Origin of the sequence: Halorhabdus sp. BNX81 (assembly GCF_029229925.1) — an archaeon.
Taxonomy (GTDB): Archaea; Halobacteriota; Halobacteria; order Halobacteriales; family Haloarculaceae; genus Halorhabdus.
In genome coordinates this window covers 92,265-107,728 of sequence record NZ_CP107254.1, presented here as the reverse complement: position 1 = coordinate 107,728, position 15,464 = coordinate 92,265, and the positions used below count along the sequence as shown (strand labels likewise).

At 64.6% G+C, this 15,464-nt stretch carries 18 protein-coding genes; 9 read left to right on the top strand and 9 right to left on the bottom strand.

Going from position 1 to position 15,464, the window contains the following annotated elements; all coding sequences use genetic code 11:
* Window positions 1-2 precede the first annotated feature (2 nt).
* The gene (locus HBNXHr_RS00450) at window positions 3-851 is read left to right on the top strand and encodes a phosphatase PAP2 family protein (RefSeq protein WP_275882725.1); all 849 of its coding nucleotides are present in this window, start codon (window positions 3-5) and stop codon (window positions 849-851) included.
* 22 nt (window positions 852-873) lie between these two features.
* Here the strand turns inward: HBNXHr_RS00450 and glnA are convergent, their stop codons facing one another.
* Window positions 874-2,244 (bottom strand): type I glutamate--ammonia ligase, encoded by a 1,371-nt coding sequence (gene glnA, locus HBNXHr_RS00445; protein WP_275738475.1) that lies wholly within the window; start codon window positions 2,242-2,244, stop codon window positions 874-876.
* Between the two features lie 126 nt (window positions 2,245-2,370).
* Between glnA and lrp the strand changes: the two genes are divergently transcribed.
* Window positions 2,371-2,829: an HTH-type transcriptional regulator Lrp gene (gene lrp, locus HBNXHr_RS00440; RefSeq protein ID WP_275738473.1), complete on the top strand. Its 459-nt coding sequence runs from the start codon at window positions 2,371-2,373 to the stop codon at window positions 2,827-2,829.
* Window positions 2,830-3,025: 196 nt separating this feature from the next.
* On the opposite strand, the gene HBNXHr_RS00435 is transcribed toward lrp, so the two are convergent.
* Window positions 3,026-3,694: a TrkA family potassium uptake protein gene (locus HBNXHr_RS00435; protein ID WP_275738471.1), complete on the bottom strand. Its 669-nt coding sequence runs from the start codon at window positions 3,692-3,694 to the stop codon at window positions 3,026-3,028.
* A 492-nt stretch (window positions 3,695-4,186) separates the two neighbouring features.
* Entirely contained in the window at window positions 4,187-4,330 is a 144-nt protein-coding gene (locus tag HBNXHr_RS00430) for a rubrerythrin-like domain-containing protein (RefSeq protein ID WP_275738469.1), read from the bottom strand.
* Window positions 4,331-5,075: 745 nt separating this feature from the next.
* Here HBNXHr_RS00430 and HBNXHr_RS00425 point away from each other — a divergent pair.
* The 5 genes from HBNXHr_RS00425 (at window position 5,076) to HBNXHr_RS00405 (ending at window position 8,796) form a co-directional block, all read left to right on the top strand.
* Window positions 5,076-5,633, top strand: a complete 558-nt coding sequence (locus tag HBNXHr_RS00425) for a pyruvate kinase alpha/beta domain-containing protein (RefSeq protein WP_275882724.1) — start codon at window positions 5,076-5,078, stop codon at window positions 5,631-5,633.
* 75 nt (window positions 5,634-5,708) lie between these two features.
* Entirely contained in the window at window positions 5,709-6,521 is an 813-nt protein-coding gene (locus HBNXHr_RS00420) for a hypothetical protein (protein WP_275882723.1), read from the top strand.
* 53 nt (window positions 6,522-6,574) lie between these two features.
* Window positions 6,575-7,414: a ribose-phosphate diphosphokinase gene (prs, locus tag HBNXHr_RS00415; RefSeq protein WP_275882722.1), complete on the top strand. Its 840-nt coding sequence runs from the start codon at window positions 6,575-6,577 to the stop codon at window positions 7,412-7,414.
* A gap of 74 nt (window positions 7,415-7,488) precedes the next feature.
* Window positions 7,489-8,091, top strand: a complete 603-nt coding sequence (locus HBNXHr_RS00410) for a hypothetical protein (protein ID WP_275882721.1) — start codon at window positions 7,489-7,491, stop codon at window positions 8,089-8,091.
* Between the two features lie 54 nt (window positions 8,092-8,145).
* Window positions 8,146-8,796, top strand: coding sequence for a hypothetical protein (locus tag HBNXHr_RS00405; protein ID WP_275738459.1), 651 nt, complete (start codon window positions 8,146-8,148; stop codon window positions 8,794-8,796).
* Window positions 8,797-8,812: 16 nt separating this feature from the next.
* Here HBNXHr_RS00405 and HBNXHr_RS00400 read toward each other — a convergent pair whose 3' ends face one another.
* Entirely contained in the window at window positions 8,813-9,409 is a 597-nt protein-coding gene (locus tag HBNXHr_RS00400; protein ID WP_275882720.1) for an L-threonylcarbamoyladenylate synthase, read from the bottom strand.
* Between the two features lie 183 nt (window positions 9,410-9,592).
* Between HBNXHr_RS00400 and HBNXHr_RS00395 the strand changes: the two genes are divergently transcribed.
* Complete coding sequence (locus HBNXHr_RS00395; protein WP_275882719.1) at window positions 9,593-10,999, top strand: hemolysin family protein; 1,407 nt, start codon at window positions 9,593-9,595, stop codon at window positions 10,997-10,999.
* A 20-nt stretch (window positions 11,000-11,019) separates the two neighbouring features.
* On the opposite strand, the gene HBNXHr_RS00390 is transcribed toward HBNXHr_RS00395, so the two are convergent.
* Both HBNXHr_RS00390 and HBNXHr_RS00385 read right to left on the bottom strand, forming a co-directional pair.
* A complete protein-coding gene (locus tag HBNXHr_RS00390; RefSeq protein ID WP_275882718.1) occupies window positions 11,020-12,204 on the bottom strand; it encodes an inorganic phosphate transporter in 1,185 nt (394 codons plus the stop codon).
* A gap of 78 nt (window positions 12,205-12,282) precedes the next feature.
* Window positions 12,283-12,972, bottom strand: coding sequence for a DUF5828 family protein (locus HBNXHr_RS00385; RefSeq protein WP_275738451.1), 690 nt, complete (start codon window positions 12,970-12,972; stop codon window positions 12,283-12,285).
* A 175-nt stretch (window positions 12,973-13,147) separates the two neighbouring features.
* On the opposite strand from HBNXHr_RS00385, the gene upp reads away from it, so the two are divergent.
* Window positions 13,148-13,822 (top strand): uracil phosphoribosyltransferase, encoded by a 675-nt coding sequence (upp, locus tag HBNXHr_RS00380; protein WP_275738449.1) that lies wholly within the window; start codon window positions 13,148-13,150, stop codon window positions 13,820-13,822.
* 128 nt (window positions 13,823-13,950) lie between these two features.
* Here upp and HBNXHr_RS00375 read toward each other — a convergent pair whose 3' ends face one another.
* The 3 genes from HBNXHr_RS00375 to HBNXHr_RS00365 form a co-directional block, all read right to left on the bottom strand.
* Window positions 13,951-14,406 (bottom strand): PIN domain-containing protein, encoded by a 456-nt coding sequence (locus tag HBNXHr_RS00375; RefSeq protein WP_275738447.1) that lies wholly within the window; start codon window positions 14,404-14,406, stop codon window positions 13,951-13,953.
* Window positions 14,403-14,756 (bottom strand): helix-turn-helix domain-containing protein, encoded by a 354-nt coding sequence (locus HBNXHr_RS00370; RefSeq protein ID WP_275738445.1) that lies wholly within the window; start codon window positions 14,754-14,756, stop codon window positions 14,403-14,405. Before HBNXHr_RS00370 ends, HBNXHr_RS00375 begins: the two co-directional genes overlap by 4 nt.
* 103 nt (window positions 14,757-14,859) lie before the next feature.
* Entirely contained in the window at window positions 14,860-15,414 is a 555-nt protein-coding gene (locus tag HBNXHr_RS00365; RefSeq protein ID WP_275883730.1) for a YigZ family protein, read from the bottom strand.
* Window positions 15,415-15,464: the final 50 nt, after the last annotated feature.

Below are 15,464 nucleotides of genomic sequence, written 5' to 3'. Positions count from 1 at the left end.
CTGTGCCAACACCCGACGGGGCGGTCTGGTTCGGCGTCTCGCTGGTGACGTTCCTCGGTGACCCGCTGGTGATCACCGGGCTGGGCGTCACACTCTACTGGTTCAGCGGTTGGCCACCGGGGATCGGCGACCGTCTCGATCCGGAGCGTCGAGCGCTGCTGTTCACGGCGATCGTCGGCGGCCTCGCACTCTCGTCCGCACTCAAGACGGGATTCGCTATGGAGCGCCCGCCGGGTGCGGCCGACCTGCCCGGCGTCGCCGGCATACCCGACGTCGTCGTCCCGATCTACACCTGGATCGTCGGCCCGGGCGGCCACGCCTTCCCGAGCGGTCACGCCACCGCGGCGACGGTCGGCTGGCTCGGAGTGGCGTGGGCGTATCGGGGGAAGCATCGCACCCGGGCGCTCGTCCTCGCCGGCGGCCTGGTCGCCGCGATCGCAGCCTCGCGCGTCGCGTTGGGCGTCCACCGACCGCACGAAGTGCTCGCCGGAATCGGTGTCGGGGTTGTCCTCCTGGCCAGCACGTTCGACGTACTCGGACGACCCCGGCGCGCGTTCGCGCTCGCCGGTATGATCGGCGTAGCCGGTCCCGTCGTCGTCGGGTTGACCGGGGACAGCCTGCTGATCGCCGGCGTCGCACTCGGGACGGTAATCGGCCGGGAGTGGGCCCAGGGGGATCGGATGACGATGGCCGTCCCGTTCCTGACGACGCTACTCGGGGTGGTGTTGGTAGCTGGAGTCACGTTCGTCCGCTCGGGCGCGTACGAGACGGGGCTGGCACTCGCTGGCGTCGGTGGCGGGGCGACAATCGTGGCTGGCCAGCGTGTGATTCGAAGGAGCAAAAACGAGTGAAAGCGATCGGGTCCGCGTGGCTTCAGAACGTTTCGAGGTAGCGATCGAGTTCCCACTCCGAGACGTCGACGAGGTACTCCATGTGTTCCTGCTGTTTCGCCTGGATGAATTTCTCGCCCGTGTGGGGGCCAAGCGCGTCAAGAATGACCTCGTCGTCTTCGAGGGCGTCGACCGCCTCGCCGAGGTTCTCCGGCAGCGTGTCGATGCCGTACTCCTCGCGTTTTGCCTCGTCGAACTCGTAGATGTTCTCCCGGACGGGATCGGGGCAGTCGAGTCCCTTCTCGATGCCGTCCAACCCGGCGTGGATGAGCGCCGCGAAGCCGAGATACGGGTTACACGACGGATCGGGGAACCGGGCTTCGATCCGGCTGGCGGCGGGCACGCGGGCCGCGGGCTTGCGGATCAGCGCCGAGCGGTTGCGATCCGACCAGGCGACGTAGACCGGTGCCTCGTAGCCGGGCACCAGCCGTTTGTAGCTGTTGACGGTCGGGTTGGTGACGGCGGTGATCGCGGGGGCGTGCTCCAGGATGCCCGCGAGATACTGCTTTGCCGTCTCGCTGAGGTTGAACTCGTCGTCGCCGTCGTGGAAGGCGTTCTCGCCGTCCTCGGTGAACAGCGACATGTGGGTGTGCATGCCCGAGCCGTTGATCTTCGGGATCGGCTTGGGCATGAAGGTGGCGTGCAGGTCGTGTTCGGCCGCGATCGCGCGGACGACCGACCGGAAGGTGGCGACGTTGTCCGCCGTCGACAGGGCGTCGTCGTAGGTGAAGTTGATCTCGTGTTGCCCGCGGGCAACCTCGTGGTGGGAGGCCTCGATCTCGAAGCCCATGTCCTCCAGGCCGAAGATGATGTCTCGACGAACGTCGCTGGCGAGGTCCTTCGGCGCGAGGTCGAAGTAGCCACCGTGGTCGCCGGTCTTCGTGGTGGCGTAGCCGTCCTCGTCCTCCTCGAACAGGAAGAACTCGGGCTCGGGGGCCATGTTGACCTCGTAGCCCATCTCGTTGGCGCGATCGATGGCGTTCTTCAAAATGCCACGCGGATCGCCCTCGAACGGTTCGCCGGTCGAAGTGTTGATAACGTCACAGATGAGCCGCGCCGCAGCACTGTCCTCGCTGGTTCGCCATGGGAGCAGCGAGAACGTCGAGGGGTCGGGGTCGAGACGCATGTCCGACTCCTGGATCCGGACGAACCCGTCGATCGAAGAGCCGTCGAAATAGATACCCTCGGTGAATGCCTTCTCGGCCTGATCGGCCGTGATCGAGACGTTCTTGACCGTCCCGAGAATGTCCGTAAACTGCAACCGCAGGAAGTCAACGTTCTGTTCGTCGATCTCCTCGAGTACCGCCTGTGCCTCGGCGGAGAGCCCGCCGTCGGTGACCTGTTCGTTTGTCATCTTTCTCGTCACATAGGAGGAACGCGCCCGGTATAAAAGCCCTACCGATCTGCGCAAATCTTCCGCTCCCGGTCAGGAATTGGATGTTCGTAAAATTCTAATGGGTGGGACACATGATTCAGTCCAATGACGTACGAAAATCTCGACCGCAAGCTCATCAACGAACTCCTCGACGACGGCCGTGCAAGTCTCCGAAGTCTCGCCGACGACCTCGACGTCTCGGTGACGACAGTCTCGAATCACCTCTCGACGCTCGAAGAGGAGGGGATCATCGAGGGCTATACGCCCAAAGTCGACTACGACAAGATCGGCTACGACGTCACGGCGATCCTCCAGCTCAAAGTCGAGGGGAGTGCGCTGCCGGAGGTCACCGACAGTCTCGAGGAACACGAACAGATGGTGAGTGTCTACGAAGTGACCGGCGATTACGACATCATCGCCGTCGGGAAGTTCGCCGACACCGACGACATGAACGCCCAGATCAAGAGCCTGCTCACCGACCCGGAGATCCTCGAATCAAACACCAGCGTCGTGCTCAACGCCGCTGTCGAACACGAACAGTTCGGACTCGACGTCGAGGAGTGACGCCGAGCGGGGACGAGCGATTTCGCCCTCCAACAGCCGTGCCGTCGTGCATTCGTCTGACGCGGTTTTAAGTTCGGAGACGATAATCGGCTATCTGGGCGCGCATCGACGGCCACGTTGGTCTTTCCCATCCTCCCACAGCGCGCCCGGGCACCCATCTTTCGACGGACGGTGAACGAACCCGACGAGTGAATCGTCACGCGGCCGACTGTTCGGCATCAAGGCTGGCACGGACATCGTCGATGGCCTCGGGCGGGGACGTGATCGCGATCCGGTCGCCGGCCTGAATCGTCGTCCGTGGCAGCGGGATCGACATCGGTTCGTCGTCGCGACCATGGGCGTACACCTGTGCGTCGCCGGGCAGATCAAGCCTGACCACGCGCGTCCCGATCACGGGCGATTCCTCGGGAATACGGATCGACGCGACCGTGAGGTGTTCGGTCAGATCGGCGAGAACGTTGAAGTCCCCGCCGAGCATCGCCGTCTTTGCGCCGGCCGCACCCAGCCGTTCGGGGTAGATCACCTCGTCGACGTCGCTTGCGTACTTTTCGTAGAGTTCCTGGCGGTAGTCCTCGTCGATGCGCAACACCGTCCGCGCGCCGTGGTGCTTGCCGATCATACACGCCGAGAAGTTGGCGTTGAGATCGCCGGTCAACCCCGCGATGGCGTCGGCAGTGGCGATCCCGGCCGCCGCCAGGACGTCCTCGTCGTTGCAATCGCCCAGTACAGTCTCGAAGCCTTCCTCGCGCGCTCGTTCGGCCTTCTGGGAGTCGATCTCGACGATCGTCACGTCATGGCCCTCCTCTATCAACACGTGGGCTGTCCGCATTCCCACGCGACCGAACCCCACGATGACGAAGTCCATAACTGTGTGATGTGCCACCACACCTAAAAACGCTCCCCTCGCTGCAAGCCACACACATCGCTATCACGAGTGGATGGCTGTCGGACGTGTTTCAACGGACGGTCAAAGATGAAGACGCCGGAGATAGGGGACACCGACTCGAGGCCGGCGCCAGCCCGCTCCAGCGTACCGGGACAGGTCTCGGATGTTCGTGTTCAGGTGGCAGTATTGTTGGTGATTGGCGAGCGGGCACGGGCACAGGAGGCTCGGGAACTGGAGTGAGCGCAGAAGTTTCCTGCACTATCCAATGGCGTGGGATGGATCGTGTGTAGGTGGCTCACCTCTGTGTGTTAACCGTTCACACCCGGCACAATATAAATCTTTCCGCTGGTGCGAAATTCGACGGGACATAACAGCACGTGTGCTGTTATTTATGTCCATTTACCAGCTATTTATTGTGTATTTGCGGGGAAGAGTGGATGATTCGACCGTTTTGGGGGATCGAATCGGTAGTCACTCGCGCGGGATTGCCAGGTTTCGGAGTCGCCCGCCGCAGTCTGGACACCGACTGAGACGGTCTTCAGCACTCAGGACGGTAAGACACGACCGACATTCGAGCCGATACGTCGATGGCGTGTACGGATCTGAACGGACCATGCCCCAAAGCCAGGTGTTCACCTCCCTAAGCGTACCCCTAATATGTATTCAATAATATATACGAACTCAGCGGTTTACCCACACAAACCCAGTTTCTACAGCGAAAACTGCACGCACGTTGGACACCGGCCCGGGAGTCGGTCGACACCCTAGCCCGCCAGCGCGGTGTTCACGACGAGGGTGAGTGCGGCCAGGGCGGACAGGGCGACCGTGCCGAGAACGATCTTCGTTGCAGTGCTCATGGGAACTGCTATGGCAGGATCCCATAAATACGATTGGTGCGGCCCGTCCAGGGTGCCCGTTGCCTGCCGACGCTCGACCAGCCCTAGCCGGGCAAGTCCCGCAGGAAACGCCCGGCTCGCTCGACGGAGTTGATCACCACGCCCCATTGTGAACCGACCATCGGCCACTATGTGTCTCAACCGTTCGACTCCGAGAGGCCCGTAGCCGTGCGCACTCGTCAGCCACGCGTCTGACACCCGTCAGCGACGCGATCGGTCGGAACCCCCCGGCTTCGAGTCGAACGGCTATAGATATCGTGTCACATACTAACGTCACCGTTGTCGGCAGGGACAGACACGCCCAGTACCGACGCGCTTCCGGGAATCCGCCGGCTGAATCAGGCGCGCCCGTCCAGCGCGGGTGCACTCGAAGTGGCTGTTCCAGTGGATCCACTCGAAGCGGACCATCGGATCCGCTAGGGCAAGCCGAAACGCACTCCGTGGAGGCGCGAGACGGGTAGACCATGATCCGTACGGACGACATGGACACGGGAGCGCTACTCGACCGAGCGGCAGCCTACGCCGACGATCACGACGTTGACGCCGTCTGTGTCGCTTCGACGTCCGGCGAAACGGGGGCGGCAGCCGTCGAGTACTTCGGCGACGAGCTCGTCGTCGTCGGCCACTCCTACGGGTTCGACGAGACAAACGAACAGGAACTCGACGCCGACCACGTAGAGGCGATCGAGGCGGCCGGCGGCGATGTCTTCGTGGGGCCGATGGCGTTCAGTAACGTCGGCTCGGCAATCGCCGAACGCGACGGCTACGCGACCCACGAGGTGATCGCCGACGTGCTCCGGCTGTTCGGCCAGGGGACGAAAGTCGCCGTGGAGTGTCCGTTGATGGCGTGCGATGCGGGGCTGGTCGACAGTGGCTCACGCGTCCTCTCGATCGGCGGGACCGGCAGCGGTGCCGACACCGCCTTGTTGGTCGAGGCGGCCAACACGAGGGATCTCTTCGACGCACGCGTCCTCGACGTGGTCGCCAAGCCGGCTGACGCCGAGAACCTCATCTACTGGTAGGGGCCCAGACAGCATTGCTAGGCGCGCCACCGTCGAGTCGACACACGTTTGACGCCGCCGGTCGGTCCCCCTGGTATGGGCGAGATGGCAGAGGACCGAATCTACGCCGACCGCCGGGAGAAGACCGACGTCTACGTGGGCTCGCCGCTGGGGCTGACGCTCGTGGCCGTCTCCGACGACCGCGTCGGCCGGTTCAGGCTCCTCCGGCGCGGGGCGATTCGGGACGTCGCGACCGGCGACGGCGTCGTCCTGATCGCGACCGACGAGGACGTCTATCGAAGCACGGACGGCGGTGAATCCTTTGACGCAACCGGGTTCGGGCCGGCTGTCGCAGTGGGTTTCGACGGGGACCCGATCGCCGCCGATCCGGACGGTTCGGTTGCCCGATTTTCCGTCGCTGCGGACGAATGGAGCCACTTCGGGAGCGTCGACGATGCACGCGCCATCGACCGCGGCTGGCTGGCTGCCAACGACGGCGTCCACCGAATCGGGGACAGTCGTCTCGAGCACGCCGGACTCCAGACGGCCCGTGACGTCGCGGCGGGCGGGACAGTCCTGGCCGCAAACGCCGACGGGATCCACCGGTACGCAGACGGCGAGTGGGCCTGCGAGCGACCCGTGGATGTCCACGCGGTCGCAAGCGACGGCGAGCGTGCCCACGCCGTCGGACCGGACGGACTCTACGAGTACGACGGCACCTGGGGCCGTCGCGAGTCGCCGATTGACGAACCCATCGTCGACGTGGGCTACGCGGGCGGGATCGTCGCGGTCACCGACGCCGGGACCATCCTGGTCGATCCGGCGGCATCGAAAGACGGCGCGGAAGGGTGGCGCAGCCGATCGCTTGGGCTCGAAGACGTCTCGGGACTCGCCGTGGCCGATGAGTGAGGGGGCCCGGAAAGATCGAAAACGGGTTTAGGACCCGTCGCCTGGGGATAGATATGATCCTCAGCGGGTCGGCCTCACAGACCCTCGCTGCGAGACTCGCGGACGAACTCGACGAATCACTCGGCGCGACCACGACCAAGCGGTTTCCCGACGACGAGTTACACGTCACCGTCACCGAACCCATCGACGAGCGGGCGATTATCGTCGCCTCGACAGTTTCGAGTGACGCCCACATCGAACTCCTCCAGCTCCAGGACGCCGCCCGCCAGGCGGGGGCCGACGAGGTCGTCACGGTCCTGCCGTACATGGGGTATGCCCGCCAGGACCAGACGTTCGAGCCCGGCGAGATCATCTCGACGCGCGCCGCTGCCCGTGCGATCTCGACCGGTACCGATCGGGTCCTGACGGTCACGCCCCACGAGAAGAACGTCGCGTCGTTTTTCGACGTGCCGACGACGGTCATCGACGGCGCGCCCCGACTGGCCGACCCGCTGCCCGCTGCTCTCACCGATCCACTCTTTCTCTCGACCGACGCCGCAGCCGCCCCGCTCGCCGAAAGCGTCCGGGACGCCTACGGGGCCGGGGATTGTGACCACCTGATCGACGCGACGGACGGCGAACGGCCGGCACCCACGGAGGAGTCACTCGCGGGACGTGACGTCGTCGTCGTCGACGATATCGTCGGCACCGGCTCGACGATGTCAGGGTCGGTCGCCGTGGTCGCGGACGCCGAGGCCGATCGGATCTTCGCTACCTGTGTCCATCCGGTGTTTGCGACCGGTGCCTTGAGCAAGATCGCCCGGGTCGGTGCCGAATTGATTTACGGCACCGACACGCTCGAACGCGTCATCAGCGACGTGAGCGTCGCGCCGGCGATCGCCGACGCGCTGTGAGTGGGGCCGACCCCCAGCGAAGGCGGTGGGCTGATCGACACCTACATTGGTTGTGACGTTCAAATCGCTCGCGAATGGACGAGAAGACCGACGAACTCCGCGAACTCTTCGAGGAGGTGGCCGGGACGGACACCGTCACGGAAAGCCAGGAGGACGGGCGGGGCACGCTTTCGGAGATCGACGAGGAGCGCGTCGATCGGCGGCTCCGGGAGATCGTCGAACAGCTACGCGGGGCCTTTCCCTTCGAGACGACCCTCGCCGACGATGCGCGCGTGAGGCTGATCCGCGGATTCTATCGCGGGGAAAGCGACGACGACCTCGCCGCTGCCCTCGATGTCGACACGGAGACAGTCATCGTCGCGAGACTGGAACTGCATCTCTTTCGGGAGTCCGACACCGACACGCCCATCCCGTGGGACGAATGTCGTCGCTACCTGCGGGAGAGTGAGGACGACGAGGAAGTCGCGGCGACGCTCGATCTCGACCCCGAAGCTGTCGACCGGTATCGGGCAGTCGCCGATGCCCGGGACGAGGCCAGAAACGTAAGCCATCGCTTCCGGAGCGCCTACCGGGATGCGATCCCCGACGCCGACCTGGCCGAACCGCTGCTCGACGACGTCACCGAAGACGGTCTCGACGAGGCCGCCGCGGACATCGAGACGGACGTTTCCTTTTGAGAACACGCGGTGGACACCCTCGGCGCGCGTTTATATAGGAATCCGCAGCCAGCGGTGGGCGTGCCCACCTTCCGCGAACTGTCGACTGCGGCGTACTGCCCGCGCAAGTGTTATTACCGGCGGCGGGATGCGGGCGAGTTCGAGGTTCCGTCGGCAGTCGAGGCCAGGCGGGAGCTTGCGTTCGCGTATCCCCGACTCCTGGAAGCCGACCTCACCGAAGAACCCATCGCCGTCACGCCGACACAGTTCCGCTCACGGTTGGGTCGGGTGAAAGCCGGCCTCGACGCCTGGGACAGCCTGGTCGAGCCGGCCGACCGGAACGCGTTCCTGGAGGGGCGAGACTGCCGTGGGATCGCCCACAAAATCCTGGCCGAGCCGGTGGCCCCGTCGCTGGTGTTCACCGGCGCGCCACCCGAAAACGGCGTCTGGGAGCCCCAATCCGTGCGACTGGTCGCCGCCGCGCTCGCGCTGGCCTACGAGCGACAACAGCAAGTACCCGTCGCCTTCGCCGAGTATCCCGCCCATGGAATCGTGCGACGCGTCCCGTTATCGGCCCACCGCCGGGCGACCTATCGCTCGACGCTCCGGACCGTCGAAACCCTCGACGGGCCACCTCCGCGAACGGCCAATCCCAGCAAGTGCGAACCCTGCGAGTATCGCGACGAGTGTGGTGTCAAGACGCGGTCGCTGCGGTCGCTCCTGTGAATGGGTCGCAAGCCAGTCACGCCGAACGATTTTCGAGCCAGTCCTCGACCGCGTCGGCGTTCGCACCGCGACGATGAACGACCCCGCGACCGACATCGACGACGGTGCTCGCCATCCCGGGCGTCTCCCCGCCGTCGAGGATCGCGCCGGCAGCGGTCCGGATCTCGGCATCCAGATCAGCGGGATCGGTGACGCTCGGCCGACCACTGACGTTCGCACTGGTCGCCGTCAGTGGGCCGGTGCGTTCGAGGAGTTCGCGTGCGAGGTCGTGGTCCGGAATGCGAACGCCGACCCGCTCGCGGCCGCCGGTGAGTGCGTCCGGGACGGGGTCGCGCCCCTCGACGACGACCGTCACCGGGCCGGGCAGGAAGTTCTCCATGAACCGCTGCTCGGTCGGCGACGGGCTGACGTAGTCGAGAGCGGCCTCGACGGACGCGACGCCCAGCGAAAGCGGGTTGTCGCGATCCCGACGCTTGGCTGCGAAGACGGATTCGATCGCAGCCGGGTCGAGCGCGTCCGCGCCGAGCCCGTAGACCGTTTCGGTCGGATAGACGACCAGCCCGCCGGACTCGACGACCTCGGCCGCCGCGGTAAGATTCACGTCCGGCGTCATGGCGGTCCGACCTGATCGGGTTTCCGAGCGCGCCCGGGAGAACGTGTCCTCGAGTGATCGATGGGCGACATGACCCGTCGTTGGGAGCGGATCCGACTAAGTCTGTCGGGAGCGGCCGGGGATCCACGCCATTGTGGAGCGCCACCAAAGAGTTAATTTCCCGGCAGACACCAAGGTGGAGTGATGGGGATATCTGTGCTTACAGCAGTGGCAGAGGCCGGTATACAACTGTACACCGTGCCGATCGTTGGCATTGAACTGTCCAAGACCGGTGTCACGGCAATTGGCGTCCTCATGATTCTCTTTTTGATCATGGGGTCGGGGTTCTTTTCGTCCTCCGAGATCGCGATGTTCTCGCTGCCGGCCCACCGGATCGACCCGATGGTCGAGAAGGGGCTCCGTGGGGCGAAGGCGATCAAGTCTCTCAAAGACGACCCCCACCGGTTGCTCGTGACGATCCTCGTCGGGAACAACATGGTCAACATCACGATGTCCTCGATCTCGACGACGCTCGTGGGGTTCTACTTCGATCCGGGGACGGCAGTGCTGGTCTCGTCGTTCGGGATCACGTCGCTAGTGCTGATATTCGGCGAGACCGCACCCAAATCCTACGCCGTCGAGAACACCGAATTGCACGCTCGCCGCGTCGCGCCGCTGCTACAGATCGTCGGGAAGTTGCTGTGGCCGCTGATCACCCTGTTCCACTACGTGACCCAGTTCGTCAATCAGCTCACCGGTGGCGGCCCCGCCATCGAGTCGTCGTATCTGTCCCGCTCGGAGATCCGGGAGATGATCCAGACCGGCGAACGCGAGGGGGTCTTAGACGAGGAGGAACGCGAGATGCTCCATCGGACCCTCCGGTTCAACCGGACGATCGCCAAGGAGGTCATGACGCCGCGCCTGGACATGGACGCCATCTCGGCCGACTCGTCGGTCGAAGAGGCGATCGCGGAGTGTGTCCACAGCGGCCACACCCGGCTGCCGGTCTACGAGGGCGGTCTCGACAACGTCATCGGGGTCGTCAACATCCGTGATCTCGTCCGTGACGCCCAGTACGGCGGGAAAGACGATGTCGAGCTGCAAGACCTCATCGAGCCGACGCTGCACGTCCCCGAAAGCAAGAACGTCGACGATCTCCTGACGGAAATGCGAAGCGAACGCCTCCACATGGTGATCGTCATCGACGAGTTCGGCACCACAGAGGGACTCGTCACCATGGAGGACCTCACCGAGGAGATCGTCGGCGAGATCCTCGAAGGCGAAGAGGAACACCCGATCGAATTCGTCAACGACGACACCGTGACGGTCAAAGGGGAAGTCAACATCGAGGAAGTCAACGAAGCGCTGTCGATCGACCTCCCGGAGGGCGAGGAGTTCGAGACCATCGCCGGGTTCATCTTCAACCGAGCGGGTCGGCTCGTCGAGGAAGGCGAATCCATCGAGTACGAGGGGGTTCAGATCCGTGTCGAGCAAGTCGAGAACACCCGGATCATGAGGGCCCGCATCACGCGCCCGGAAGAGGCGAACCCGCTGGAAGGGACAGACGGCGAGGACGATACCGAACCGACCGACGACGAGGGCGAAGACTGAGTCGGCCGCTAGGAAATCGTTCACACCATCGCCAGCAGGGTATAGCCCACGTAGCCGGCAGCCAGCGCGAGCGCGAGCGAGCCGATCCACGCCAGGACGGTGTAGCCCATTTTGGCTCGACTGATACCGGCCTCACCGGCGGCAAAGCCACTGCCGACGATGGCACTCACCATGATCTCGTTGAACGAGACCGGAATCCCGAAGAAGACAGCCGTCTGGGCGATCGCGAACGCGGGAATCAGCGCCGCGATCGACCGTCGCGGGGACAGCGAAGAGTAGTCCTGGCTCAGCGCCTTGATCATCCGGGGCGCACCGGTCCAAGAGCCCACCAGGAGACCGACGCCACCGCCGAACAGCACCGCGAGCAGCGGGATGTCGTAGGGGTCGACGACCGGCAACACCGGGCCCACGGCGAGGCCGACCTGACTCCCGCCCGCCGAAAAGGCCACAAGCCCGCCGAGCACGAGCAGGAACTGCCGCTGGGCGGCCGCCCGGTCGATCCGGAGAAACCGATAGAGTGTCCCGGCGGAAAGCACAGCCAGGGCCACCGTCACCAGCACGGGGCCAAACGGGGGCTCACCGAGCGCACGCGAGACCGCGACCGCGATCGAGGCCCCCTCGCCGGCCCCGCCGAGGACGCTGAACTCGACGTTCGCGAGGATGACGCCGATCAATGCAGCGAGGGCGGCGACGATCCGATCCTCGCCGCCGATCCCGCTCTGGAGCCACCGGGCAGTCCCGTAGGCGATCCCGCCGCCCAGAAACGGCGTCGCGACCCACAGCGCGACGATCTCCTGGTAGGTAGCCCAAGCCGGCTGGCCGCCAAGCGCCAGCCCCACGCCGACGACCGCGCCGGTCACGGTAAAGGCCGTCGCGATCGGGTACCCCGTGAAGACGCCGACGGCGACCAGCCCCCCCGCGATGAGAAGGAGGAGGATCGACGCGGCTGGAGTCAACCCGCCGCCGTCGGGAAACAGAACGAGCCCGGACCCGACCGTTTCGGAGACGTTCGCGCCCTGGAGGACGGCCCCTGCCAGGCCGAGCAACCCGACCACGAACGCCGCCCGCATCACCGAGATGGCGTTAGCTCCGACGGCGGGCGCAAAGGGGGTCGAACCTGACGATCCCGCACCGATCGCCCACGCCATGAACAGACTCGCCAGCGCGGCGACGACAAGCGTGGCGACCGTCACGAGTACTCCCATTGGAGAGCGTTCAGTCTCGGCGAGGTAATAATCTATGGAACCACGCCGTCACTCAGTGAGTCAGTCCGGACGGGGGCGTCACGTCGTCGTCGAGTCGGTCCAGTCGCGGTCCTCGTCCGGGACCTCAACGCCCTCGGCGGCCGCGGTCGCGTCGGTCTCCTTCGGCGCGTCGATGTGCCAGCGATCGACCTCCTGGTCGAGATCGGCGAGTTTGTTCGAGACGCGGATCTTGAGGTCGTCGTCGTTGACGTTGACCTCGAAGACGTATTCGGGGTCCTCGCCGTCGATCCGCCGGAGATTCGCACTGACCAGGTCGTTGTCGAAGTAATACGGGGCGACCCGTGTCATGACGTTCCGATAGACCTTGTCCTCGACGGTACGGATGGCCTTCCGGCCGGCCGAGTCCGCGGCGCGGGCGACATAATCGATCGACTCACCCCACGAATCGACGGCCTCGTCGGGTTCGTCTAAGTTCTCGTAGGAGTCGGCGAGTTTCTCGCCGGCCGTCCGGAGGTCCTCGTCGGGGCCCTTGCCTTTTTTCTCGCCCGCGCCCTCGTTGAGACGTGCCTGCTGGGCGGTCTTTTCGTTCACATCCTCGTCGAGGCGCTCGTGACTTTTGGGCCGCCACTCGTCGAACTCTTCGAGTGCGTCCGCATCAATGTCGTATTCGTCGGCGAGTTCCCGAAGGGCGCGCGTGATACGCTCACCGTGCTCGACCACGTCGACCCAACCGCCGTGAACTTTGAATCCGGAGACGCTTTCGTCCATGATATCTCGGGAGCGAGAGATGAGACGTCGCTCCCAGTGATAACATCCGTGGGGGGCAATGTGTATAAGCCTTATCGGAGCGTGTGAGTCTCTCCCCTGCCAAATGCCGGCGCACAGCGGTCATCCCGCCGGCAAATATCAACGCCTTTGAGGCGGGCTGGCGACAGTATCAACGATGACTATTGAAGACCACGAACGCGCGAAGGTCGTCTCTCACGCATTGGCCAGGGACACGCTCACACGACTCCGTGACGTCGAGACCGAGCAGGTCGCCTTCCGGAAGGGGCTCGTGAAACTCGGCCGGATCTGTGGCTACGAGATCGTCGATGGCCTGCTGGAAAGCGAGACTGTCACCGTCGAGACACCCCTCACGACGACCGAGGGCGAACGTGTCGGGGAAATGGACGACGTCGTGATCGTCAACGTCCTCCGGGCGGCGACACCGTTCGTCGAGGGGCTGCTCAAGGCATTTCCCCGGGCAAAGCAAGGAGTCATCTCCGCCGGCCGAGACGAAGAAGGCGGCATGGACACCGAGGGGCGCTTCGACATTTCCATCGAGTACGTCAAAATGCCGGAGATCCACGACGAGGACACCCTCATCCTTGCCGACCCGATGCTGGCGACCGGCTCGACGATGTGTGCCGTCATCGAGGAAGTGCTCGACGGCGCGGACCCCGAACGCGTGATCGTCCTCTCAGCGGTCAGCGCCCCCGAAGGCTTGGATCGGCTCCGGGCGGAGTTCCCCGACGTCGAACTGCTGACGGTAGCTGTCGACGATCATCTCGACGACGACGGCTACATCGTCCCCGGATTGGGCGATGCCGGCGACCGGGCGTTCCGGACGACGTGAGCGTTGTTTATCGACGGAATTCCGTTGTTCGGTCGTTCGCCATTTCGATCGAACGGCTCCGAAGCGACACGTTTTCCTCGCGCTTGCCGGCTGTTTTCCCGCCCGTGGTGTGAAGAGTGTGAATGGGACTACACGTCCGGCATATCGATGTCGGCAGGAACGAGTGACAGCCCCAGCGTCCGGAAATCGTCATCGAACGCGAAGACGTGTTCGACATCATGCTCGCGTGCGAGCGTCGCCGTCGCGTGATCGACAAAGGAGATCTGCTGGTCGTCGTACCGGTCGAACTCCGCACAGATAGCACCGAACGTCGTCGCGTCCGGATGCAGGATCGTCACCGCGTCCGAGTCCCGGATCCACGATAGCGTCGCACTCGCCCGCTCGTGGCCCGCCTTTCGCAACATCAGTGTCGCCAGTTCGCTCAGGGCGTAATTCGTCGTGTACAGCGGTCGAAAGTGCAGTCTATCGTCCCCGATCGCATCCATGACTGCTCGTGCCTGATCGTGACGTGGCGCGTTCGAAACGAAGGACGCGAAAAACGCGCCCGTATCGATGAACAGCGGCGTCGCGCCGGCCCCGCTCATCGCTCGACTGACCCGTAAAGGACATCGTCGATCTCGTCGTCAGCGACCGGATCGTCGACGGAAAACGCCGGCGCGTCGAACAGGGGATCGGCGTTGCCCTCGGTGTCCTCGCTGTCGTCCGTGTACCACCATACGACGGTTCGACTGCCGAGCGAGACCTTCTCCAGTCGACCCGCCTCCGCCAACGTACGGAGCCGCCGGTAAGCGGTCGATCGGTCGATGTCGAAGCGATCGGCGACCTCCCCAGCAGTGTGGAACGGCCGTCCCACAGCGAAGTACCGGATGATGTCCCGGTCGTCGAAATCGGTCTCGAATTGCCCGCGATCATCGCGGTCCGTATTTCCGGACATGGCTGTTCTCTATTACGGGGTGTCATTTCTGAACACTAATAGATGTGCCGGTTGTGGGGGATGAACACGATATAGTGCATGGCATTGTTGCCGCAGTCCCGGATCACTCGGATGTCTCGACCGTCGCCCGCCCACTTGTCGCGCTCCCGACCCGATCCCGGAGCGCCGCCAACTCGGCGGTCGGGACCCGCACGACGAACGCAACGCGCTCCTCGTAACTGGCCTCGAACTCCACGCCTTCGCTCTCTAAAATCGATCTGACCGTCCCGGAATCGTCGTACTCGACCTCGATCGCAACGCGTTCGTGTGGGCGCACCTCACGAACGTCGGCGTCGTCGACCGCTTCCTTGACAGCCCGAGAGTAGGCACTCACCAGCCCGCCGACGCCCAGCTCCGTCCCGCCGAAGTACCGCGTTACGACGACCGCGACATTCTCAATTTCCTGGCCGTCGAGGACGTTCAACGCGGGTTTGCCTGCCGATCCCGATGGTTCGTCATCGTCACTCGCCCACGCCCGGAGCGGATCGGCACGCACCCGGTAGGCCGGGACGTTGTGGGTCGCATCGTCGTACTCCGCACGGATCGAACCGACGAACGCCTCGGCCGCGTCAACGGTCCCGGCCGGGCGCGCGTGGCCGATGAACTCCGAACCCGAGATGGTGAACCGCCCCTCAGCGACGCCGGCACTCGTGTGTTCCGAACGGCTTG

Excerpts from the sequence above, each read along its gene's own strand:
- glnA (WP_275738475.1), bottom strand. The coding sequence starts at position 2,244 with ATGACAAACGAACAGGTCACCGACGGCGGGCTCTCCGCCGAGGCACAG.
- lrp (WP_275738473.1), top strand. The coding sequence starts at position 2,371 with ATGACGTACGAAAATCTCGACCGCAAGCTCATCAACGAACTCCTCGAC.
- HBNXHr_RS00435 (WP_275738471.1), bottom strand. The coding sequence starts at position 3,694 with ATGGACTTCGTCATCGTGGGGTTCGGTCGCGTGGGAATGCGGACAGCC.
- HBNXHr_RS00430 (WP_275738469.1), bottom strand. The coding sequence starts at position 4,330 with ATGGTCCGTTCAGATCCGTACACGCCATCGACGTATCGGCTCGAATGT.
- HBNXHr_RS00425 (WP_275882724.1), top strand. The coding sequence starts at position 5,076 with ATGATCCGTACGGACGACATGGACACGGGAGCGCTACTCGACCGAGCG.
- HBNXHr_RS00420 (WP_275882723.1), top strand. The coding sequence starts at position 5,709 with ATGGGCGAGATGGCAGAGGACCGAATCTACGCCGACCGCCGGGAGAAG.
- prs (WP_275882722.1), top strand. The coding sequence starts at position 6,575 with ATGATCCTCAGCGGGTCGGCCTCACAGACCCTCGCTGCGAGACTCGCG.
- HBNXHr_RS00410 (WP_275882721.1), top strand. The coding sequence starts at position 7,489 with ATGGACGAGAAGACCGACGAACTCCGCGAACTCTTCGAGGAGGTGGCC.
- HBNXHr_RS00400 (WP_275882720.1), bottom strand. The coding sequence starts at position 9,409 with ATGACGCCGGACGTGAATCTTACCGCGGCGGCCGAGGTCGTCGAGTCC.
- HBNXHr_RS00395 (WP_275882719.1), top strand. The coding sequence starts at position 9,593 with ATGGGGATATCTGTGCTTACAGCAGTGGCAGAGGCCGGTATACAACTG.
- HBNXHr_RS00390 (WP_275882718.1), bottom strand. The coding sequence starts at position 12,204 with ATGGGAGTACTCGTGACGGTCGCCACGCTTGTCGTCGCCGCGCTGGCG.
- HBNXHr_RS00385 (WP_275738451.1), bottom strand. The coding sequence starts at position 12,972 with ATGGACGAAAGCGTCTCCGGATTCAAAGTTCACGGCGGTTGGGTCGAC.
- upp (WP_275738449.1), top strand. The coding sequence starts at position 13,148 with ATGACTATTGAAGACCACGAACGCGCGAAGGTCGTCTCTCACGCATTG.
- HBNXHr_RS00375 (WP_275738447.1), bottom strand. The coding sequence starts at position 14,406 with ATGAGCGGGGCCGGCGCGACGCCGCTGTTCATCGATACGGGCGCGTTT.
- HBNXHr_RS00370 (WP_275738445.1), bottom strand. The coding sequence starts at position 14,756 with ATGTCCGGAAATACGGACCGCGATGATCGCGGGCAATTCGAGACCGAT.